Annotated in this window: 24 protein-coding genes; 2 read left to right on the top strand and 22 right to left on the bottom strand. The window is 42.6% G+C overall.

Annotation, left to right across the window (positions count from 1 at the left end):
• Positions 1-44: 44 nt before the first annotated feature.
• The 5 genes from katG to DP114_RS10995 form a co-directional block, all read right to left on the bottom strand.
• Positions 45-2327 (bottom strand): catalase/peroxidase HPI, encoded by a 2283-nt coding sequence (katG, locus tag DP114_RS10975; RefSeq protein ID WP_171976087.1) that lies wholly within the window; start codon positions 2325-2327, stop codon positions 45-47.
• A gap of 265 nt (positions 2328-2592) precedes the next feature.
• Positions 2593-3627 (bottom strand): metal ABC transporter solute-binding protein, Zn/Mn family, encoded by a 1035-nt coding sequence (locus DP114_RS10980; protein WP_169266034.1) that lies wholly within the window; start codon positions 3625-3627, stop codon positions 2593-2595.
• Between the two features lie 243 nt (positions 3628-3870).
• A complete protein-coding gene (locus DP114_RS10985; protein ID WP_169266033.1) occupies positions 3871-4260 on the bottom strand; it encodes an SCO5389 family protein in 390 nt (129 codons plus the stop codon).
• 240 nt (positions 4261-4500) lie between these two features.
• A complete protein-coding gene (locus DP114_RS10990) occupies positions 4501-5580 on the bottom strand; it encodes a WD40 repeat domain-containing protein (RefSeq protein ID WP_171976088.1) in 1080 nt (359 codons plus the stop codon).
• 104 nt (positions 5581-5684) lie between these two features.
• Positions 5685-6656: a CobW family GTP-binding protein gene (locus DP114_RS10995; protein ID WP_171976089.1), complete on the bottom strand. Its 972-nt coding sequence runs from the start codon at positions 6654-6656 to the stop codon at positions 5685-5687.
• 256 nt (positions 6657-6912) lie between these two features.
• Between DP114_RS10995 and DP114_RS11000 the strand changes: the two genes are divergently transcribed.
• Complete coding sequence (locus DP114_RS11000) at positions 6913-7857, top strand: all3515 family Zur-repressed PEP-CTERM protein (RefSeq protein ID WP_246163108.1); 945 nt, start codon at positions 6913-6915, stop codon at positions 7855-7857.
• 83 nt (positions 7858-7940) lie between these two features.
• Here DP114_RS11000 and DP114_RS11005 read toward each other — a convergent pair whose 3' ends face one another.
• Positions 7941-8849, bottom strand: coding sequence for an alpha/beta fold hydrolase (locus DP114_RS11005; RefSeq protein WP_171976090.1), 909 nt, complete (start codon positions 8847-8849; stop codon positions 7941-7943).
• 105 nt (positions 8850-8954) lie between these two features.
• Complete coding sequence (locus tag DP114_RS11010; RefSeq protein ID WP_169266029.1) at positions 8955-9395, bottom strand: SufE family protein; 441 nt, start codon at positions 9393-9395, stop codon at positions 8955-8957.
• A gap of 289 nt (positions 9396-9684) precedes the next feature.
• Here DP114_RS11010 and psaK point away from each other — a divergent pair, with 289 nt between their 5' ends.
• Positions 9685-9951 carry a photosystem I reaction center subunit PsaK gene (gene psaK, locus DP114_RS11015; protein WP_169266028.1) on the top strand — a complete coding sequence of 89 codons (267 nt, stop codon included), beginning with the start codon at positions 9685-9687 and terminating at the stop codon, positions 9949-9951.
• A gap of 153 nt (positions 9952-10104) precedes the next feature.
• Here the strand turns inward: psaK and DP114_RS11020 are convergent, their stop codons facing one another.
• From DP114_RS11020 to nifK, 15 genes are all read right to left on the bottom strand, one after another.
• Positions 10105-10476, bottom strand: coding sequence for a hypothetical protein (locus DP114_RS11020; protein ID WP_169266027.1), 372 nt, complete (start codon positions 10474-10476; stop codon positions 10105-10107).
• 1506 nt (positions 10477-11982) lie between these two features.
• Entirely contained in the window at positions 11983-12639 is a 657-nt protein-coding gene (locus tag DP114_RS11025) for a class I SAM-dependent methyltransferase (protein WP_169266026.1), read from the bottom strand.
• 609 nt (positions 12640-13248) lie between these two features.
• Positions 13249-14193 (bottom strand): heme o synthase, encoded by a 945-nt coding sequence (locus DP114_RS11030; protein ID WP_169266025.1) that lies wholly within the window; start codon positions 14191-14193, stop codon positions 13249-13251.
• Between the two features lie 23 nt (positions 14194-14216).
• A complete protein-coding gene (locus tag DP114_RS34865) occupies positions 14217-14405 on the bottom strand; it encodes a FeoA family protein (protein ID WP_318284515.1) in 189 nt (62 codons plus the stop codon).
• A 247-nt stretch (positions 14406-14652) separates the two neighbouring features.
• The gene (locus DP114_RS11040; RefSeq protein WP_169266024.1) at positions 14653-14952 is read right to left on the bottom strand and encodes a 2Fe-2S iron-sulfur cluster-binding protein; all 300 of its coding nucleotides are present in this window, start codon (positions 14950-14952) and stop codon (positions 14653-14655) included.
• Positions 14953-15047: 95 nt separating this feature from the next.
• Positions 15048-15419 (bottom strand): HesB/IscA family protein, encoded by a 372-nt coding sequence (locus DP114_RS11045; RefSeq protein WP_169266023.1) that lies wholly within the window; start codon positions 15417-15419, stop codon positions 15048-15050.
• A 253-nt stretch (positions 15420-15672) separates the two neighbouring features.
• The gene (locus tag DP114_RS11050; RefSeq protein ID WP_171976091.1) at positions 15673-16473 is read right to left on the bottom strand and encodes a HesA/MoeB/ThiF family protein; all 801 of its coding nucleotides are present in this window, start codon (positions 16471-16473) and stop codon (positions 15673-15675) included.
• 10 nt (positions 16474-16483) lie between these two features.
• Positions 16484-16801, bottom strand: coding sequence for a nitrogenase-stabilizing/protective protein NifW (nifW, locus tag DP114_RS11055; RefSeq protein ID WP_171976092.1), 318 nt, complete (start codon positions 16799-16801; stop codon positions 16484-16486).
• A complete protein-coding gene (locus DP114_RS11060) occupies positions 16798-17019 on the bottom strand; it encodes a CCE_0567 family metalloprotein (protein ID WP_169266020.1) in 222 nt (73 codons plus the stop codon). The genes nifW and DP114_RS11060 overlap by 4 nt, the downstream gene beginning before the upstream one ends.
• A 66-nt stretch (positions 17020-17085) precedes the next feature.
• Entirely contained in the window at positions 17086-17562 is a 477-nt protein-coding gene (locus tag DP114_RS11065; RefSeq protein WP_169266019.1) for a NifX-associated nitrogen fixation protein, read from the bottom strand.
• Complete coding sequence (nifX, locus tag DP114_RS11070) at positions 17559-17972, bottom strand: nitrogen fixation protein NifX (protein ID WP_171976093.1); 414 nt, start codon at positions 17970-17972, stop codon at positions 17559-17561. Before nifX ends, DP114_RS11065 begins: the two co-directional genes overlap by 4 nt.
• Positions 17973-18070: 98 nt before the next feature.
• Complete coding sequence (nifN, locus tag DP114_RS11075) at positions 18071-19417, bottom strand: nitrogenase iron-molybdenum cofactor biosynthesis protein NifN (RefSeq protein WP_171976094.1); 1347 nt, start codon at positions 19415-19417, stop codon at positions 18071-18073.
• Entirely contained in the window at positions 19417-20841 is a 1425-nt protein-coding gene (gene nifE / locus DP114_RS11080) for a nitrogenase iron-molybdenum cofactor biosynthesis protein NifE (RefSeq protein WP_171976095.1), read from the bottom strand. Before nifE ends, nifN begins: the two co-directional genes overlap by 1 nt.
• A gap of 97 nt (positions 20842-20938) precedes the next feature.
• On the bottom strand, positions 20939-21265 hold the full coding sequence (locus DP114_RS11085; protein ID WP_171976096.1) for a Mo-dependent nitrogenase C-terminal domain-containing protein: 327 nt from the start codon (positions 21263-21265) through the stop codon (positions 20939-20941).
• A gap of 213 nt (positions 21266-21478) precedes the next feature.
• Entirely contained in the window at positions 21479-23014 is a 1536-nt protein-coding gene (nifK, locus tag DP114_RS11090) for a nitrogenase molybdenum-iron protein subunit beta (protein WP_171976097.1), read from the bottom strand.
• Between the last annotated feature and the right edge of the window lie 4 nt (positions 23015-23018).

The following is a 23018-nucleotide window of genomic DNA, read 5'->3' on the forward strand; positions in this document are numbered from 1 at the left end:
AGGTTGCCTACCCTAAAAATAAGCTGTGAGGCTGCACTAGTCTGTTAAGCGCCAACGTCGAAGCGATCAAGCATCATCACTTTGTTCCAGACTGCGGCGAAGTCCTTGACCATACGCTCGTTACCATCATCAGCGCCATAGACTTCAGCAATTTGACGAAGCTCCGCGTTTGAACCGAAGATGAGATCGCAACGTGTCGCGGTGAACTTCGTTTCACCCGTTTTGCGATCGCAGATGTTAAAAAGCATCTCGCGATTGTCTATCGGCTTCCACTCATAGTCCATACTTGTCAGGACACGGAAAAAGTCATTGGTCAAGACACCAGGTCGATCAGTGAAGCTACCGTGCTTTGAATAGTCCCAATTCTGATCGAGGGCGCGAAGTCCGCCGACGAGAACCGTCCACTCAGGCGCAGTCAACGTCAGAAGCTGCGCTCGATCAAGGAAGATTCGCTCCGGCTTCACCTTATAGCCAACCGCCTCATTGTGATAATTTCTGAAACCGTCCGAAACTGGCTTCAGCCAATTAAACATTTCAACATCTGTCAGTTCCTGAGTTGTATCCATCCGACCTGGCGTAAACGGGACGGCAACAGAAACCCCAGCGTCTTGCGCGGCTTTCTCGATCGCAGCACAGCCACCGAGGACGATAAGATCCGCCATCGAGATTTTTTTGCTGCCCGACTGAGTGCTGTTAAAGTCCGCCTGAATTGCCTCAAGGGTCGATAGGACCTCGCCGAGTTCCTGCGGCCGGTTCATTTCCCAGTCTTTCTGGGGATTGAGGCGAACGCGCGCCCCGTTTGCGCCGCCGCGCTTGTCGGAATGGCGGTGGCTCGATGCTGCTGACCAAGCGGCTGACACGAGCGCCGAAACAGAGATTCCACTCGCTAAAATCTTATCCTTGAGAAAATTGATATCGGCGACATCAACAACCTCATGATCCAGTGCTGGAATTGGATCTTGCCAAATCAGATCTTCCGCTGGGATTTCCGGACCGAGATAGCGCGTTTTCGGACCCATATCTCGATGGATCAGCTTATACCAGGCGCGTGCGAACGCATCGCTGAAGTAATCGAAATCATCCAAGAAGTGCTGACAGATCTCGTGATAGACCGGATCGACCTTCAAGGCAATGTCCGAAGTCATCATCATCAACGGGTGTTCGACGCCCGGTTGATGGGCATCCGGTGTCTTTGGCGCATCAGGATTGCTCGGCTTCCACTGAATGGCATCTGTTGGACTCTTTGTCTGTTCCCAGTCGTACTTAAAAAGATTGGTTAGGTAACTGTTGTCCCACTGGGTTGGGTTTGGAGTCCATGATCCTTCAATCCCGTTCGTCATCGTATATTGGGCAAACCCAGTGCCTTCAGGGTTCTGCCACCCCAAGCCCATAGCCTGAATCGGCGCGGCTTCCGGCGCTGGACCGATCTTGTCCGGCGAGACCATGCCGTGACTTTTGCCAAAGGCATGACCACCTGCAATGAGCGCGACAGTTTCTTCGTCATTCATGCCCATACGCGCAAACGTCTCGCGAATGTCTCGCGCTGAGCCATGGGGGTCGCCTTCGGCGTTTGGACCTTCTGGATTGACGTAAATTAGCGCTTGGTGCGAAGCTGCTAGCGGGTTCTCAAGGTCGTAGTATTCCTCGTTCGGCTTCCCAACCCACCGAATCGTGCGAGTGACCATCTCGTCAGGATGACCAGGGTATTCCTTGATATCGTCAATCGGATCGCCGTTCCAGAACTCCGGTCCCCAGTAGATCGCGCGATCTGCCTCCCAGGCATCAATGCGACCGCCACCAAAACCGAAGGTCTTAAACCCCATGATTTCGAGCGCGCAGTTGCCAGTCAGAGTCATCAAATCAGCCCAGCTTAGTGCCGCACCATATTTCTGCTTGATTGGCCAGAGCAGCCGTCGTGATTTATCTGTGTTCCCATTGTCCCACCACGAATTGATTGGTGCAAAGCGTTGCATACCCTGAGACGCTCCGCCCCGACCGTCTGCGATCCGGTAGGTGCCTGCGGCGTGCCACGCCATGCGAATCATTTGAGGTCCATAATTACCATAGTCGGCTGGCCACCAGTCCTTCGAATCGGTTAGCAGCGCTTTGATATCGCTCTTCAACTGTTCGAAGTCAATTTTCGCGAAGGCTCCCTTGTAATCGAAATCTCGCAGCGGGTTAGCTTGGGGCAAATTTTGGTGAAGTAGCTCGACCTGAAGTCGGTTCGGCCACCAATCATCAGTTTGCGGCTTGGAGCCGAGCGCACCGCCAATGCGGCTTCCACGGAAAGGACATTGTGCAGGATTGGTAGGAGGGTTGTTATTCATAGAGTCCAGTCCCTTCTTGAGGTCTATTTGCCTAGCTTGCTTACTTTTTTTACTGCTTCGCTCAACATCTAGGTTATCATTCTATTGTGAGCGGTCAAGATACTGTTGGCGAAACATTACTTAACATTTGAAGACAAACCTATACGGTGTATGACATGGGAATGAACTATGGGCTTTACCATGTCATACATGAATAACTCCAGTTAAGATGGTAATGGTGGGTTTATTTCCCATTATCCATTACCAATTACCGAATCCTTAATAGTTACTGGTTCTGGGTATCACTTTTTTGTTGGCTACTTGAGAGTGTTGGTTCAAAAATCAGATACGTCCCTCCTAATCCTTCCACAATTGTGCGAGTATTAGCAACCATCATTTTTTGGTAAGTGTCTGCTTCGCTTCCTGGCGCACCTAAGTTATTAACAAATAGCTTTCTTTGTGACACTTTCGCTTTTGTATTTTGAGTCACAGAGTTAATCCAATTAGAGTTGTTTGTTGTTGTTTCTGTAAAAAGCGTAGGAATCTTAGATTCTTTAATGTATGTAGCCAGTGATTCTATTCGTGTTGCACTCGGTTTTTCTCTATCGCTTATGGCTTCTAGAGCAGATGTATAAGAAAGACCGTATGCTTTGGCATAATAACCCATTGCATCATGAGTTGTTACTAATTCGCGTTGTTTGGCAGGTACACTAGAAATTCTTGACTTAATCCAACCATCTAGTTTTGTGAGTTCATTTTTAACTTTTTCTGCGTTTTTACTATATAAGGAAGTATTTTCTGGAACTGCTTTACTCAGGTTATTGCTAATAACATTTACCATCCTGATACCATTTTTCGCATTGTGCCAAACATAAGGATCAGATACTGTTTTCTCCTCTTCTTCAAACTTTAGCGGCTGAGGAACAGCACGTTGAGCAACTGCGATTTTTGCCCCACTATTTTTACTCGCCTTGATCAGCTTGACTACACTAGGTTCTAAATTGTATCCACTGAAAAGAATCAATTTAGCTTGCTCGATGGCTTCTTGATCTTCTGGTTTTTGTTGATAAAAGTAGGGATTTGTATCAGGGGGAATTAGGCAGGTGAGATTAATTGTCTCCTGTGCTATTTGCTTGGTTAAGTCACACAATATACTTGTTGTTGCTACGACTTTAGGAAGATTAGCATTGTGTTCACTGGAGTTGAGAGTGCCAGTAGAAGTGTTTGCCATACTACCTAAATTATGACACCCAAACAATCCAAGAGTAAAAGCAACGAGAGCAGCACGTAATGGTTGGATTAATTGTAACTTTCTTGACATAAATACTTCTATAAGAACAAACACAATAATAATGGTGTATCTTCCTTTTAGGAGTTGTTTTTACCAGCTATATTGTGCACCTTTAGGCAATTATAGAAAAATTCTCATAAACGAAACCCCCCTGTTTCACTACTCCTACTAATTTCCTCATGTCGGGATAAACAAGGAAAACTTCTTAGTGGAGGATGAAACAAGGGGTATCGTAGCTTTACTGTTCTTTGTTCTTTTACAGGAAGTTTAGTGTTAGCAGTCTACTAATTCTGGTGTTTGGTTAAGAATTTGACTCTTAATGGAAATAAAATCTTGGTAAGCAGCAGAATCTAATCTATTTGGGTGAAAGACAGCAACGCTGTGACAATTCTGAAATGCCAATTTGATACCAAAATAACGCTCAACTGCTCCACGTATAGCATCTCCACCCATCATCCGCAATAATTGAGCGCGTGCTTTCTCACTTGGTGGTGCTACAGCATGATTAGCCCATTCTTCTCCTCTTGCCAAACGTTCAGCCAAACCCTCAACCACACTCCAAGCATAAGGTAACGACTCTCTAATGGTGGCTACAAAATCTGCTTCGTTAACTTGACCTGCTTTTGCTTGTTCAATGAGATGCACACTCACGTTTAGAGACATATATCTTTCCTTTGGTGAACATTCGAGTCAACTGTGAGTCAATTCCTGAACATAATAATCATTATCGATCAGGATATTGACATCATCGCAAAGAAAAGTAACATTCCACAAAAAAGATTAATGCCCTTGGCAAAAAATTTAACATTATAATGATGGCTGCCTGAAAACTTTGTGGCTATGCCTACGGCACGCACTCGCGTTCAGGCTAGGGATGCTTGAAAATAGAATTCAGCAATTCCTTTATTTATTCCCAAAACCTTGACCACGCTTCGTTTTTGACCAAACAAACAACTCACCATTTTCACCACCTGCAGCAAGTTGGTTACCTTGGGGATGCCAAGCGAGTGTTGAAAACCCGGATGAAACACCTGTAAGAATTTGAGAGACTTCCTTTGCTTTTTTCCACAGACAAATCCAGCCATCAGCAGCAGCGGAAGCAAGCAGAAAGCTTTTAGGTGCAAAGGCGATCGCCTGAATGATATCAACATGATTCGTTAAGACTGTTGCTTCCCAACCCAAGGAGTCATCCGCCTGCTTCTCCCACACAACAATACCATCAACACTGGAACAGGCGACCAGAGGTGCACCTTGTTGAGTCGCTAATTCTGACCATGCAATTTGGCGAATTTTGCCAGGAAAACCTTGCATAAGCCAAGGTTGGGCTTCGCCGTCAGAGGATAACATCTGCGATTCCACAACAGTAATGCTACGATCCATATTACCAGAGGCAAGGTATTTCCCATCCGGCGACCAAGCTATTGCTACACTGACAGAAGGTATATCTAGGATGTACGGGTCTTCATCCCAGTTTTGAGAGTCCCATATCTTGACTCCCAGGTAACCGCCAATGGCTAAGTACTCTCCATCGTCACGCCAATCAATACCCAAAACCGACGAGGCATCAAAATTCAAGGTGACGACTATTTCACGAGTATCAGCATTCCATACTTGAACATAACGCCCTAAGCTGAAAGCGAGATGATTGTCCGTCGGACTCCATGCTAGCTTATCAACCCACGCGGGAGAATTTTCTAAAGTGGCGATTAATTCGCTTTCTCGCCAAATTTTTACCTTTCCATCTTGTCCGCCAACGGCTAAAAATTGTCCATCTTTGGAAAAGGCGGCACAATTTACTGATTCACCTTTACCAGTTTGTAAAGTTGTCAGATCACCATCTTGCCACAGCACAACTTCACCAGCAGCAGAAGTTGCTGCTAGAGTTGTACCTTTTGGGGACCAGGCGATCGCTGTAACATAATCCGAAAGCGTCCCCGAATATTGCTGTTCAAATTGCTTGGAGTTGAGGGTTGGGCGGTTCATGGTTGTGTATGGAAGATTAGGGGGATGAGGAAGATTATGAGGGAAGGAGGGAGGAAAGGATATTTTTCCTCACTTTCTCACGAATGGACTCCCTCATCTTTTCTTCACGCCAAGCAAGCGAGAAAATCTTGTTTGAGTTGGGCTTCGTCCAAGTTCCGACCGATGAAAACCAGTTCGTTTTTGCGGGTTTCACCTTCTTTCCAAGGACGATCCGGTTTTCCGTCAAATAACATATGTACCCCTTGGAATACAAAACGGTTATCTTCCCCAGCAATATTCAAAATACCTTTCATACGGAAGATATCTGGTCCTTGGGTACGCAGTAACTCTCCCATCCAATCATTTAACTTGTCGCCATTGAGTGCGCCTTCTGCTACCAAAGCTACAGAGAAAACAGTTTCGTCATGTTGATGCGCGTCTTCACCCAGAAATTCTGGATCAATTTCTAAGGCGCGGTTAAGGTCAAAAGCTTTCACACCCAACAAAGCATCCATTGATACCTCAGATTCACGGGTACGGTAAATTTTAGCCATAGCATTCATCCCCCGAATCCGTTTTTCTAGCTCATCAAGCTGTTCTGGTGGCACTAAATCGGTTTTATTTAATAAAATCACATCGGCAAAGGCAATCTGTTCTTGTGCTTCATCGGCATCCCAGTGCTGCCATATATGCTTAGCATCCACCACCGTCACCACAGCATCTAACTCTAGCTGTTCGCGCATATCTTCATCCATAAAAAAGGTCTGAATCACTGGCGCGGGGTCAGCTAAACCTGTGGTTTCTATGACTAAGTGGTCAAATTTATGACGACGCTTCATCAAATTACCGATGATACGAATTAAATCGCCACGCACTGTACAACAGATGCAGCCGTTGTTCATTTCAAAGATTTCTTCATCCGTATCAATAACCAATTGATTATCAATACCCACTTCTCCAAATTCGTTGACAATCACAGCAACTTTCTTGCCATGTTCGTGGGTGAGGATGCGATTTAACAGTGTTGTTTTGCCTGCTCCCAAGTAGCCAGTCAGAACAGTAACGGGGACTGAATCTGTTATTACCTCAGCAACCATGCCCTAGCCTCTTTCCTGTATAGATAATCATTATCGCCTATCTTAATCGCTTTATATTTTAATGACGACTTGTTGCTGAATAAGATTCTGGAAAAATAACAAGAGAATGATGGTATTTTTTATACACTTAATTATTAGCACTCTAGCGCAAAAGAATAGCTTGAGCATTTCTTTATAAATTCTTAATGTTTGGAAAATCAAATATTATGATAATCATTATCATAAAGTAGAAATTACATTCAAATGGAGAAGCGTGGTGATTGCAAGTAACAAAACCTGCTTTCTAAAGCAGAAAACTCAAACAGGGAAAGCATTTGCGTCTATTGCAGTGAGCTTTTTAGTGACGACACCTCTAGTTCTATCCACCGCCTTGACATCAGCACAGGCTGATGAAGGTCACACTCACACTGATGAAACTGAATATTTTGTAGGGTTAGATACTTTGCAAGTTCTTACTAGCGGTACATACGCTGGATTGGAAAACCCTAACTACAATCGTCTGACCTTTCTATACGCACATCGCGAAGAAAACCCTACAACTAACCATTTCCATGGTATCGGTGCTTACAGCTATTCAGGCTCAAAAGACAGTCCGACTATTACTTCAACCAACACAAATAACAGAATTCCTGAACCATACACTCAACAATCGCCCCTGACATTATTACCAGGAACAGGAGTTTTTAGTGGTCGCTTAGTCAGCACTCCCACAAACGAGGAATATAGCAATCTAAAGACACAACCTGTGCTATCTCTGAAAAATTCTACCGAATCAGAAGACCAGTATCTGTTTAATAGCAGTAATAGGCGTTGGCAGGGGTCGCTTCAGGGAGCAACGACTGGTTTGCAACTGGTATCAATTAGTGACGGTTTAAATGTTACTGATAAGTCAGGGTCGAATCTATTTAACTCTGTTGGCGATATTTACACTGTCGGCAGTAGTGATAATTTTTACTTTAATCCTACATTTTGGACTAATGCGACTGCGCCACTAGGAACATACTCAGCGACATTCAAACTTATAGATAACGGTACTACTAATAACCGCACAGCTCTGGGCGAGTCTGGCACTTTCAGTTTTGATTTTAAAGTGGAGAAAGTGCCTGAACCTACAACCACAATTGGGCTAGGTGTTCTTGGGGTAGTCGCACTTTCTCTTTCTCGGCAAAGGAAGCGTATTGGTAACGAACGGATGAACTAAACAACAAGATTGCCGACTTCTTAGGAAAGTCGGCAATCTGAACCTTTAGCTTGTGGTGTGTTTAATTGAGAACCGCCATAATTTTATGTAGACAATAAAAAGTCCTGAACCGCATCAACCACAGCTTGTGGGTATTCCTCATGCATTCCCAATGAACCAGGAAGAACAACTGTTTCTACTCCGCTTAAAGTTTTCATTGCATCCATGTCTGCACGAGACTTGGAAGGACTAGATTCTCCAATGACTACCTTCAACGGGATAGACAAACCTTGAACAAGTGTTAAAAAATCAGCTTGGTTGTCTACAGGATCAAGGGTACCAGTGACAAATGCAGCAGGAGCATATCTTGCTCCGCTCTGTTGAGTATTGCGCCATTTATACTGAATGAAGTCGGGTGTGAGTTTAGCCGCATCAACGTAGACGTGACGACGGTACATAAACTTGAGGAAAGAGGGTAAGGTGTTGAGCTTGTAGAGAAATTGACCGATGAAAGGCGATCGCACCAAATCTTTGACCATCCCTCTTACTTGCTGATTTACCCCCATCACACGCAAAGGACCGCGCCAAGTTGGAGCTACCAAAACTATACGGGAAAACACTGGTGGTAATTGATTTGCCAGTTGCAGAACGTAACCTGCACTATGACCAGCGGCAACCACTGCGACTGGCGTATCTAATACGGATGTGACAAAATCTTCTAGAAATTGCTGATATAAAGCTGGTCCATAATTGACCCCAAAACGTGAAGATTGCCCAAAACCAGGCCAATCCACTGCTACAACTTGAAAATGAGCAGAAAGCAACTTGCCTATTTCGCCCATTTCTGAGCGCATCGAAACGGTGCTGAAAGCCGGGAGTAGCAATAGCTGTGAACCTTTTCCTAGAATTTCATAGGCAATACGCAATTGTTGGTTTTCGCACTTCCAGAAATATTCTCCAACAACTCCACCAATCTCACTTTTGGAAGATGCAGATAGTACGTTAGTTGACATAACAAAATATTTTATTATTAGATTTGGCTATTTGAGTTTTCTTATCAGTCAATAGTCTATAGTTGTATAGTTTTCTACTATCGACTATTGACTATTAACTATATGTTAGTCCTTAACGTTTAACTGAAATTCCAAAGCTTTTGTTTGCATGGTTTTAAAAATATTGTAAAATCCATTAGCTCGGGAGGGCGTTAGGCTGACATTTAGGCCAGTCTCTTGAATAAAATCTGGAGTCAATTGCAGAATTTCACCAGGGGTTAGTCCATTTAACCCTTCGACCAAAAGCCCTACTAACCCTTTGGTTAATTGAGAATCTGAGTCTCCCTGGAATATAAGTTTACCGTCTTCCGAAGTTGCTGTGATATAAACTTGGGAAACACAGCCAGAAACTTTGTTTTCTGGTAGTTTGTCAGCTTCTGGAAAGTCCTTGAGTCGCTGACCGTACCAGATAAGCTGTTCGTAACGTCTTTTGGGGTCAGAAGCCCGTTGAAAGCGTTGGACGATTTTAGCAAGGCTTGGTGGCAAAGAATCAATGGTAGAGGTCATAACAGAGGTCGGAACAATGAATCCACATCTTCTTGAGTTTAAATTATCTTCACAATAATTGCTCCTTGAGTGCGTTGTGAGCATAATGCCCTATTTGTTAAGCGTTAAGCGTTAAGCGTTAAGCGTTGCCCATTTTCAAGACAGGAGGAGCAGAACCAATTTATATTAAGCATTAACAACAAATGTTAATTATTAATTCACAAATAAACACCGGATTCAATTTGTTGATAATTAAATTTACATGAATATCTTCGATTTTGCTCATTAACAATTTTAAGGAGAAAGTCAGTTGTTAACATCTACTTTACTAGTAACCACTTTCGCTAGAACCCCCTTGGAATGGAGTCCTATAGTCGGACTAATTATGATCCTGTGCAACATCGCTGCCATTGCCTTTGGCAAATCTAGCATTAAGTATCAAAGCGTTGGTCCAGAACTTCCTTCACCCAGCTTTTTTGGTGGTTTTGGTGTACCTGCACTTTTGGCAACTACTGCTTTTGGTCATATTCTAGGTGCTGGTGTTATTTTAGGGCTACATAATCTTGGTAGGCTCTAGATTGTTGCCGAACTTAGAATTCACTTGATTGTTTTTTTGGACACAAAAGAGCCAGATAACATAACTATCTGGCTCTTTCATGCTTATTGGGTTCGCTTACTTCTATCTTGCCAAAGGGGCGAAATCTCGCATTGCTATGCAATCACAGTCATCTTAAGCCAAATTTCGGTAGACTGATAGTTCATCTACTCTCATTTCAAAAGGCATTCCTTGATTTTTGGGAGGACAGACGCGAATTTTTGCACTACTGACTATTTGCTGTAGCAATGCACCCATCGTTACAAGTTTCTGTAACACACGCCAATTTGTTACTTGATCTGGACACTCAATGACTAAAGTTAAAGTACTGATGTCAGTGGTGACGTACCATCGACAATTAGATAATAAATCTTGGATGTCGCGATCGCATCCTTCGTAGAAGTATCTGCTGATAGAATATTCAAGTTGCTGCCGCAGGATAATATCTGCCGATGTCAGTTGGACAGGGTGTGAATCTTCTTCGTGAAAAAAATGTTTCCTCTTCATCTCGTTGTCTCTCAATTACTCTCAGTATTTTTCAATGACCTTTGCATACATAAAGTACGTCTTTCTAAAAACTACTGATTTGCATCATCATAGAAAGCGCTAATACTACTACACCGAATATCCCAATAGCTGTTGAATCGATACATACTTTGTCCTAAAAAACTAGCAATTTAGATTGCACTTAGATAATTTTTGTAGTTGGAAATAAAATAAAAAATGACAGCACTATCTCTCGCAAAAGCTTAATTAAGACACAAGTTACTGACCTTGTGACTAAAATTACCTGCTTTCACAAACGCTTTCCTTAAAACCAGGCAATATTCTTTTATTCAGTTATTCACTGAACAAATCTTTATCTCGTCAAAATTCTCTGTTGGTATTACTTTTTCTACTGAGTGTAAGATATTCCAGAAAAATTTTGCAGAGATAACTTTTTTCTGAAAACGCCTGATTTGACGTTTGTTGCAAACAATTTGGTAAAATCTTCCCTGGTACAAGTCAAATTGCGGATACTCTAGTTGTTTTTACAAACTCGGAGTGCAGTTGCTTTATACCATCTTCAATAAATAATTGATGAGCTTCAAAATAATCAATCTGTTCTAGCAACGAAAGGCATTTTCAGCCTTAAACGTCTGACTTTCTTGCTTGAAACTCATAACAGATGGCATAAGCAGTCAAAACTCTTTATTCTCAATACCTAAATCCGTATTGAGAGCGAGTTTATCAACATCAAAATAATTGTAAGTCTCTATTGTGTAGATAAGTTGAAGCGGCAATAGCACCCAGATGATCTCCGCTATCCAAAAAGGAATACCTCACACTCCTTTATTTATATTTCCAACTAGACCTATAATAAGCGCAAAGAATAAAAAAAAAGAATCAAATTATACGATTATTCTAGAAATTTGAACTCTGTAAACTAGAATCAATAAATTCATGAATGAATAGTAGCAGTAAATTGCGAATAGTAGATGAGAAAAAATATCTACTATTATCTATTCGCCTACCAATTGACCGTTAATTCCGCACAGGGTATAAGCCCCCGGATTTATCCGACCGAACCAATCCAAAATCACGGCACGTACTACAACGGAATGCCAGACGTCTGGCTGTCGGGAAACCATGCACGGTAGTGACCCCAAAATCTAAGAGGATGTTTTAAAAGTGAATTTTGTTGTCATGCTGTTCGCTTCGCTGCGCCTTAGCGCATACGCAGCCAAGCGTAGTATAGACACGTAAGCGCAAGCGCACACCCAGAGGGCGAACGCGCAGTGTGTCGCTTTGCGACTCAGTGGCTTTCTGCAGGGTAGCATCTGGTGTATGTGTCGATAACCCTAGATTCTATGTCCTGCGGACACGTTGCGCTAACCTTACGCTGAGTCCCAAGGGGACACGCACTCGCGTTCGCTCCACTCAGAATGACAAGATTATACTTTCTTTTACTTTTGAAACAACCTCTAAAATCCAAAATCGGCTGACATCACCCAGATTGATATCATAAAAACCTTATTTTTTGCGAGCAACAATATGAAAAATATGCCAATGTTTCTCTTCTCCGATAGCTGTTTTTCCAGGATGGTCTTCTTCCTGTAGCATTTCTATTTCAAAAGGTTGCAGCAATATTTCTACTTGTTGAGTTGTATGGTGATTCATGGAAGTATAAATTGCCCAAGAATCACGGTTACCAAACAATTGTCCACAGAAACGACCACCAGAACGTAATGATGAAATAATTTTTTCCCATAAGCTAGGGAAAAATTTCGGTGGACAAAATGGTAGGGAAAAGCTGGCGTTTACTAAATCTACTGATTCTGGTAGCACTACGTCTTGAAAAAGAGCAACGCGAGTTTCCAGAAGTTGGCGATTAATATCTGGACGTTCTAGTAAACGCGCGATGGCTTCAGCTTCACCATCAATAGCCAAGACTCGCCAACCCCCACGTAAGAGTTCTACTGTATCTCGCCCTTCGCCGCAGCCCAAATCAACTGCAAAGCGTGAGTGTGGGACAGGTGTCTGGTGTTGGTTAAGACTTTCACTATCAAAACCTGCTAAAGCTTCAACTAAGGTCTCTCGTGGCGGACGACCCACAACAGCATTATAATATGCAGACCAATCGCGCTCAAAAACATTACCTTCTGATTGATAATTGTTTAAATCTGACATAATATATACAAGTTTGGAATTTAAACCATTAACCCATAGAGATAGAAGCAGATCTTATCTAAAAATTATCTGCTCTTTGATTGAAACAATAGTATAGCAATCTTAGAGGATTCCCAAAATTCTCTTGTTTCTCTGTGTTTTTTGGCGCCCAAGCCCCGATCGAGTTTGCATCCACTTGGGGGGAACTAAAGCAACGCAATGGTTTCCCAAAAGTTAGGTTTCAACGTGTAAAAAACAGAAGTAGGCAAGTTTGAGGAGTGATTAAGATCACAGATATGATAATTGCCGTTAATTAATCATTTTCTACGAAGCTAAAAAGCTTTGTCCTCTATAATCTCAATCTCGATTCAAAAAAAGATGTTATGGATGTTATCAAGTTACTAGTAGTTTTACGGAAGACAAGTATTTTTTGAGAAAGCTAATATTAACATGATAGTTGAAGTTGCAAGAGATAGTAGCTGGCTTTCTCCTGCAACCTCAATATCTGGAGCAATCAAATTCTCAGTTTGATTTTGGATGTGAGATGAGCAAGTAGGTAAATTTTGAAAGGAAAAAGGTAAATCCTATATTTATCTTTTTCCTTTTTGTTTTTTTGTATGATTTTCTTTTCTATTGTATCAAATCTAAAATGGATATTATGAGTTGATGAGTCAAAGGCAAACTATCAACCACAATTGCAGCGCAGAGCAACATCATATAGAAAATTGAGTAGAGAAATAGAGAACGTGCGAGTTGTTTATCATCAGGATTGTGCAATAGCACCCAAGCTTTTTTGATGAAAAAACCCCCCAATATAAGGGCGATGCAAGTGTAAACAGCACCTGTAACTTGAAGCGGATAGGAAAGTAAAAATGTAGTGGGGATAAGAAGCCAAGAGTACACCCAAATCTGGCGAGTTGCAGCAACATTACCCGCAACAACAGGAAGCATGGGTACACCAACTTTGGCATACTCATCACGGATCATCAATGCTAAAGCCCAGAAATGGGGAGGTGTCCACAAAAAGACAATTGCAAATAGCAGCCATGCAGCCCAGCTTAAAGTATCTGTTACCGCAGCCCAACCTACCAACGCTGGGATTCCACCAGCAGCACCACCAATGACGATGTTGGCAGGATTATGGCGTTTGAGTAAGTGAGTGTAGACGCCCACATAAAAAACAATACCAGACATTGTTAGTAGGGCACTCAGCAGGTTGACAAACACAGCAAGCAGCGTGAAGGATAGACTTGCAAGTGCGATCGCAAATATTAAAGCATGCGACGGCTGCACCCGACCAGAAACCAAAGGTCGGTGGCGTGTACGTTCCATTTGGTCATCAATGTCGCGGTCATAGATACAATTAATAGTCTGGGCACTTGCAGCTGCAAAAGTACCACCACAGACAGTGACAAGCAGCAATACTGGGTTAACATTTCCTTGAGAGGCAATCCACATACTACTAGCAGTTGTCATGAGTAGCAGGGGGATAATCCGAGGCTTTGTAAGTTGATAGTAACTGTGAATGACTTGTAGAAAGTTCTGATGGTGGCGTGTGGCGGTGTTCTCAATCATGATTGGACGAATTCCTGATTTGTTCACTCATCATCAATGCGGACATAAATTTTTTGAGCAAAATCCCAAGTTAGTGTCAATCGTCTTTCTCCTACTGTGATGACAAAACAAGGAAAGTGCTGTTCTACAGTGAAGGGAGTTCTTGGTGTTATCCCCATTGATATCAGTTCTTTGAGAAATTTTTCGTCCTTAATGTTGCAAAACTTGATGATTCCTGCTTATCCTTTTTTTAGCCATTATAGTGAAGAATTTTTCCAATTCATATTATAAAAAAAGAACAAATAAAAACCTGAAAATCCAGATGACTGACTTCTTATAAAAGCCGCTTATCTGGATTTTGATAAATTATTGAATATTGCTATATTAGCTTTTATTTTAAAATTTAGAGACGTAGTATACTACGTCTCTAAATAAGGAAATTAATTCCTTACAGTTTAAAAGACTGCAACAAGATATGAACTAGACCAAGTATGGTTCTTGGTTAGTCTTAATCGTGCAATCAGAACGTGGATAACTCACGCAAAGTAGAGCAAAACCTTTAGACATTTGTTCGTCATCTAAAAAGCTTTGATCTGATTGATCAATTGTACCTTCAACAACTTTTCCGACACAGCTAGAGCAAGCACCTGACTTACAAGAAAAAGGCAAATCTATACCGTTTTCTTCAGCGGCATCTACAATAGTTGTCTCTTCATCAACTTCAATCGTGGTATCTAGATCTTCTTTCTTGTTGAGTAATCTAACTTGGTATGTTGCCATTTTTTGATTCTTCTCACACGCGGTACAGTTAGGTTTTCTGACTTCAAGGGTGTAAGAAAGTCAAAAGTAAAAATAATTTTTTACTTTAACTTGGTTTAGTTACAAGGTGTACCTGCAGAAGAACAGTCAGCTGTTCTAAATGACTTTCCACAACCGCAGGTATCAGTAGCTTTGGGGTTGATGAACTTAAACCCGCTTTCCATCACTCCCTCGATAAAATCGATAACCAACCCTTCTAACAAGGGGGCACTTTTGGCATCAACATAAACAAGCACATGACCTTGTTCGCTGACTAAATCATTTGGTTGCGGCTGACTTATGACTTCCATCCCATACTCATAGCCACTGCAACCACCATCTTTGACAGAGATGCGGATACCTTTAGCTGGTGTATTGGTTTCGGAGGTCGCACCCCGCAGCAATGTTCGCAGACGAAATTCTGCTTTTTCCGTCAAAGTAACCGTCATCAATCCTCCTAATTGGAAAAAATTAGTTGTTGTTGTGATTTAAGGTGTGAATTTGTTTAGTGGTGATGAGTACAGTTATCGCAATCAGCACTTCAATTGGCACAGACAGGTGAAAAAATGAAGCTTACACTCAGGCAAAATAAGGCAATTAATGTTGCTAACAGTTGCCAGATCTGATTTACGATTTTTGCACTGACTTGAAACGAACGTATGGTAAACCCCAGAGGAATGAATGAAGACACCAAGATCACAATTATTTGTTTGCAACACTGGTGGTTTCCATGACTTGAGATTGCGAGTATCTCCAAGGCGCACTGTTACCGCATACAGGACAATCGCGATCGCGATGAGAACGGCGCTTGACAAATTCCATCCGGGTTAGATCCATTGTCAAAAGCTGTGACAACAAAGGTTGACTCAACCCAGTGATCAGCTTGATCGCCTCCAGTGCACTCAGACAAGCTAGTGTTCCAGAAACAGCACCTAGAACAGAAAAGCCACGCCTATCCCAATCAGGTTTTTCCGGAAATAAGCAAGATAGACAAGGAGTCACACCAGGAATAATTGTGGTCAAGTAAGCCTCCATCCCGTCCATTGCTGCTTCCACCATAGGTTTACGCCAGCGTACGCAAGCTTCATTTAACAAATCGCGCTCCGTAAAATTATGAGCGCAGTCAAGAGCCATGTCAGCTGATTGCACTAAGGAGTCTACATTTTCCGGGGTGACATATTCATGAACTGCTTCCACTTGGACATCAGGATTGATGGCTTGGAGAGTTTCTTGTGCTTTGAACACCCTAGGCTTGTCCACCCAATCGTGCGTCATCAGAATCTGACGATTCATGTCATCAAGCCGCAGGTCACCACCGCGAACTAAAATCAGCCGCCCAACGCCAGCTACTGCAAGGTATAGCGCCGCCGTACCGCCTAATCCTCCTACACCTGTAACGACAACCGTCGCTGACTTGAGGCGCTTCTGTGCTGTTTCACCAAAATTAGGAAGCATCATTTGACGACGGTAGCGTTCCAACTCGGTAGGCGTTAGGTCTACCATTTTATACCTCCTAATCTGATGTGATTTCTGTCAGCGTGACTACATTTTTCGGCTTCTGATTAAACACTTTGAACAGCTTTTGTTCTTGGGGTGTTGATTCAAGAAAGACCTGATAGGCTTGTTCCAAAGCCTCACGATATTTATTTAACTTATCTGAAATACTCAGGTCAGTATAATTCTCATCAATTTCCTTAATCAATTGAGAAAACTTTTTCAAAATATGCAGACGATTTACATTCACGAACTTTTGATCGTAGGGGAGTTGAAAAAACTGAAAATACTCCTCTGCATCTTCAAGTTTTTTGAATTGATCATAATCCCAGGTCATTTTCTCTGCTCCAGCTTTTTTACCTGTTGCTTAAGTTCGTCTAACTGACGATAAATTTCATAAGTTTGGGAAGCAACATCCATCAGTTGTTGATAATCTGTTGGTAATCCCTCTGCCAAATCGTGCAGATCCATTTTCATTTGACCTGCTTTACTATTAAGACGTTTAATCTGATTTTTCAGATCCTCAATAGTAGATGTTTCTTCAGCTTGTGCCATCAAACCTCTTTCTTGCCTCAAAAATGAAGAGAAGAATTTTTTTACTCTTCATTATTCATGATTTTTTTAAATTCTACCTACTTCCGGGAAACGCTGAGCCAAACTGACGCCAGTTTGTACGAACTTTTCTCCCTCTTCTGCTAATTTTTCCAACGAGTCAAAGCCAAAGCGATGTGCATCCCTTAAAGTCTTTGCAGCTAACAAAAGACGACCAGAAAAGACCAGTGCCCAGCCAAATCCTTCATGATTCAAATCAACCACAACTTGAGATAAAAGACCTGTTTCCTTTTCAATGCAGGCAGCGACAGCACGATAAAATGCCATAATTCTTGCCTGAGTCATCAGATCAATTTCACCTTCAACGGAAATTTCTCGTTTCTTTTGTTTGCTGACAATAAATGGTTTGAGCAGCAAATCATCCGACCAACTACGATAAGTTCCGTAAGTATCTTGACCCCGGAACTGTTGGACAATCGCCTTGAGAAAAGGCGAGTCTAAGGTTTCGGTTGGGCGTGTTCCATTTACATTATTAGTGAAACTCATACTGTTGCTTCCTCTTCCAATTCATCTTCAAAACTTTTGGGTTTTGCCTGTAATGCTTTACGCAGCCAAGGCGGAGGATTACTCTTAAGAGTTTGCACTAATTTGTTAAGAATCTCAGCAATCTCTTCTTCTTCAGAACGCGCCTTAACTGGAGTCACACCCTTCTTAATTAACCGAGCTGCCGCACTACCTCCAATTGCTGCAACATAAACAATCTTGCAATCATATAGTGCATCAAGTTTTGGTGTTACCTTATCCTCATTACCATCTTGTTTGAGGTCACCATCAAATGTCAGAGTTTCTAAAAACTCGTAACCTTTGTCAGAAATTTCATACACATCAATTTCTTTAGCCGACCCAAAATGAGCATTGATATGAACTTTATCACTTGTTGTAAAGGCAATCTTCATACTTAATTCTCCTCTCCTCAAGTTATGAGTGATGATTTATGAGTAGTAAAAAGCATTTACGACAACTCATAATTCATAACTCATAATTTATTTACAAGTTAAATTTCTGAACTCAAAATATTGAAACTTCCAGAGTGCTGAATCCTAGCTTCCTCAGCCTGCAAGAAAATGTTTCCAATATCAAACAAAACCTGCATTGTACCTCGGTAGCCAACTTTAGTAAATAGACCATTACCCACGCGGTCAAAAATAGGAAATCCTTGACGATAAAGGGGAATTCCTAAGCGATTTGCGACAGCAACTGTGTGGGAGTTACCAATGAGCAGATCAGACGTTGGTGCGAGTTGCTCAAAGTCTTCCAAATCACCGATGGTGACACTATTAATAGGAAGTTTTTCTAGCAAGGGGGAGCGAGTCGTCGTTACCGCTGCATGAATTTCAGCACCCATTGATCTGAGAAAATGAACTGTTGACCAGAGTAAATCTGGTTCTAGTGCTAAGGATACTCGTTTGCACCCAAAATAAAAGTGAGTGTCGAGCATGGCATCTTGCAACTGACGGCGCTGGCGGCGGTATTTTTCTGGTACACTGGTACCACTTAAATCTGCCAATGCTTGCAAGAAATTATCCACTGGTTCTAATCCAGTCAGTTCACCAAACACCTCATAGGGAATGCCAAAACGCTCATGCAAAATTTGCGCGGCACTCCGCATACTCTCACCAAAAGCTAAGGTGAATACAGAATTACCAATCTCGCGCAGTTCTGTTATGCTTGTCCCACAAGCTGTGATAGCACTGTAAGAATCTTCTAAATGACCATCTAGTGAAGCAGAAAGATCAGGAACAACAATCGGCTTCAATCCAAAAGCGGTGATAATCTCTTTTATCTCCTCCACATCTCCAGGCGTGAAAGCTGAACTTGGCAAAATCGCGACTTGTGTGGGAGAAGGGTTTGGGTTGTCACTTTTTTGGGCAAGTTCCTTAACGATGCTCTCAACAGCAGCAGCATACCCATCCTGCAATGTGCCCTTAAAATCAGGAGACGAGACTAATACAATCGGTAGATGATTGAGTTCTGGATGGCGATCGCGGACTTGCTTAAGAAATCGCGGCATATCATCGCCTCTGGTTTCTGTCAGTGCAGTCGTACACAAACCAATGATTTCTGGCTTTGACTTCTCGGCTAACGTAACAATAGCCTGTTCTACATTCTCCTCCCCACCCAAGATGGTGCTAACTTCCATCATTGCTGTGGTAGAAAGGGGAATCGACTCACAAAAATGCTTCACCAACATGGATTTGGCAAAAGCAGTACAGCCTTGGGAACCGTGGAATACAGGTATCATTCCCTTTAAGCCTAACAACGCTAAAGCAGCACCCAAAGGTTGACTCAGCTTGAAAGAATTAACAGCAACTGATGAGTTTGTCACAGTCACAATCGCCATCAATGCACCTCCTGTAGAACAGAAGAGGAAGAAACTGGTTGCTCAACAGATTCAGCAACTTCCCACGGTGCGGGTTTGCGTACTTGCTGCCAAACAGGGCTATAAACAGCTTCGTACAGTTCTCGTGCCATTTCCACCATTCCTTCATAGCCTGCATACGGATGATGGCGTTCTTGGTTGATGTGTAGAAAAGGAATCCGAGCTTTCAAAGCGGTGTATTGATTGCGACCTCCAGCAATCAACATATCAGCGTTCTTTTCCTTGATGATCCGTAGCAGCTCCTTAGGACTTTCTTGTTCTAGCATGATGCCATCCTGACCGAGCAACTTCTTGATTCGGGCTTTGTCTTCCTCAGTACTCTTTCTTGTACTTGTAGCAACAACTTCCATCCCCAAGTCCTTAGCTGCCGAGATAATCGACCAACTCTTGACACCACCAGTATAAAGAACAACTCTTTTGCCTTTGAGTTTCTCGCGATAGGGAGCCAAAGCGACATCCAAAGCAGCAGTTTCTTCAGCAATGAGCTTTTCTGTACGCTCTTGTAAATCGGGATCACCTAACTTTGCAGCAACATTCCGCAGACAACGGTTCATGTCTTCTACACCGTAGAAAGACTCTTCAATGTAGGGGATGCCATAGCGCTCTTCCATTTTTGTCGCCATATTCAGCAGCGCTTTTGAGCAAATCATCACGTTGAGCTTGGCACGGTGAGCGTAACAGATTTCGTTGTAACGCCCATCACCTGTCATTTTCGCCAAAACTCGAATACCTAATTTCTCAAACAGTCGCACGACATTCCACATTTCCCCCGCAACATTGTACTCACCGATGAGGTTGATGTCTAATGGTGTAGTGAATTCAGGTTCCGCTGTACCCACAACGTAATCCAGCAAAGCTTCACCAGCAAGGCGGTTACCAAAATTCTTACTACCGATGAATCCTGGTGCATTGACAGGAATAACAGGAGTTCCTGTTTTGTTGGCAGCAGCTTTACAAACAGCATCTATATCATCACCAATTAAGGCAGTGACACAGGTGGAGTAGACAAAAACTGCAGTTGGTTTGTAGCGATTTTGTACTTCCAGAATCGCTTTGTACAGCTTTTTCTCGCCACCGAAGATCACATCGGTTTCATCCAAATCAGTGGTAAAACCTGTTTTGTACAGCACAGGACCAGAGGAAAGACTACCACGACTTCCCCAAGAGTTACCAGAGCAGGCGATCGGTCCGTGAACCAAATGAGCAGCATCCGTAATGGGTACTAAAGCAATCATTGCACCATCAAAGGCACAACCCCCTTGAGCAGCTCCCGGCTTGGGTTGTTGCGCGCAGGATTTGTTTTTCTTGTCTCCATGCTTGCTTTGATTGTGTTCGCACCCAGGTTGAGTGAGCAACTCGTTAATTTTACTTTGGGTGATTTTCATTTTTCTCTTTTATTGGGATCAAAAATGGGTAATACTTTGTTAATAGTTAATACTCAATTCATTGAGTATTAACTAGAAAATATAGATTTTGAACTCATTAGCAAATGTATTTTCTTACATCTTCTCCACACTCATCAGATAAGTAAGATAATGCTCGAAAACGCAATCCGACAAAATTGTCATACAAAGGATTGAGTTTACACAGTGGCGGAATATGAAAAGTACGTCCAAATAATCTCAGATTTCGCTCAAAGGGGCAACAGCAAGGAATTATTTGGCAACAAAGATGAGCAAGCCGAGCATTTTTTACTTGAAACCCATCCACCAGACGACGCAAAGGATATAAAATATCAAATGAGCCTGGTTTTCTAGAAGTAGGTGAATGGTGTTCCTGGTGATTATGAGTGTGAGTTATAGTTTTCATATTACATTACTCCATAACTCAAGAAAAAGGTAAAAGGAATTGGTAAGAGAGATTAGGAATTGAGCGTGGGATTATTTTAGTTTTTAGTTGTTAATTGTTAGTTCTTTTGAGCAAAAATAACCGCTAACTACTAACTCCTAACCACTAACCAATACCTTAATCCTTCTGCCTTTTCCTTTTCCTTTGTTAGCACGTCGCAGGTGAATACAATTCCTAACGAATCAAGTCGTAGGAAATATCTGTCTTAGAAGGAATGTTTGTGTTGCGGTCAATTTCCTCGAAGATTGTATTCACAATCCAGTTGAGCAAGTTGATTATCCCTTGATAGCCGATGGTAGAGTAGCGGTGCAGGTGGTGGCGGTCCATGATGGGGTAGCCAATTCTCACGAGGGGAATCTTGGTGTCGCGCCACAGGTACTTACCGTAGGTGTTACCGATGAGCAAGTCTACAGGTTCGGTGAACAGCAAAGAACGCATGTGCCACAGGTCTTTACCAGGCCAAACAGTAGCACTCTTACCATTAGGGCTAGAATCCAGCAACTCTTTGATTTCTTTCTCAAAGTTTTCATTGCTGTTGTGAACAAGGATATGCACGGGTTCAGCACCCATTTCCAGCATGAAGCCTACCATAGAGTACACGAGATCAGGCTCACCGTAGATAGCGAAGCGCTTGCCGTGAACCCATGCATGGGAGTCAGTCATCGCATCGACTGCCCGACCGCGTTCAATTTCCAGTTCTTCGGGAATGGGTTTACCAGTCAGTTCACTGAGTTTCATCAACAACTCATCAGTACCCTTAATACCCCAAGGACGAGAAACGACAACTTCTTGCTTCCATTCTTTTTGAATGTATTCGCGGGTCTTGGCAGTAGAGTGTGCTTGTAAAGCAACAGTTGCTTTCGCATTAATTGAATCTGCAGCTTCTTCCAAGGGAGTACCGCCTGGGTACATATCAAACTCACCTGTGTTGGGTGAATCCAGATAGTCGCTGTTATCTGCCAGTATCGTGTAATCGATACCCATCAGATTACACATCCGCTTGATTTCCCGGTTGTTACCAACATAGGTGTCAAAACCAGGGATGAAGTTGATTTTGCCATTGCTGGTTTCTTTCTTCTTACCTGCAGTCAGGTTAGAAAGAATACCCTTCATCATGTTGTCGTAGCCTGTGATGTGGGAACCAACAAAGCTAGGAGTGTGAGCAAAGGGCACTGGGAAATCTTGAGGAACTGCACCAGCTTTTTTGGCGTTGTTGATGAAAGCCTGTAAGTCATCACCGATAACTTCTGCCATACAGGTGGTGCAGACAGCGATCATCTTCGGCTTGTACAGTTGGTAGGAGTTTGTCAAGCCGTCAATCATGTTTTGCAGTCCACCAAATACCGCTGCGTCTTCTGTCATGGAAGAAGATACGCCAGAAAACGGTTCTTTGTAGTGACGAGTTAAGTGGGTGCGGAAGTAAGCAACGCAACCTTGGGAACCTTGGACAAAAGGTAGAGTACCTTCAAAACCAACAGCAGCGAAGATTGCGCCCAATGGTTGGCAACCTTTAGCAGGGTTAACGGTCAATGCTTCACGAGCGAAGTTCTTTTCACGATACTCCCAACTCTTGGTCCATTCTGCAACCCTTTTTACTTCTTCAGGGTCGTGTCCGTTTTCAAACTCTTTCTTGTTTTGAAATAGCTGTTGGTACTCTGGCTGGTGGAATAGCTCCACGTGGTCTTGAATTTTCTCCGGATTCTGAGGCATTTCT

The organism is Brasilonema sennae CENA114, from assembly GCF_006968745.1.
Lineage (GTDB): Bacteria > Cyanobacteriota > Cyanobacteriia > Cyanobacteriales > Nostocaceae > Brasilonema > Brasilonema sennae.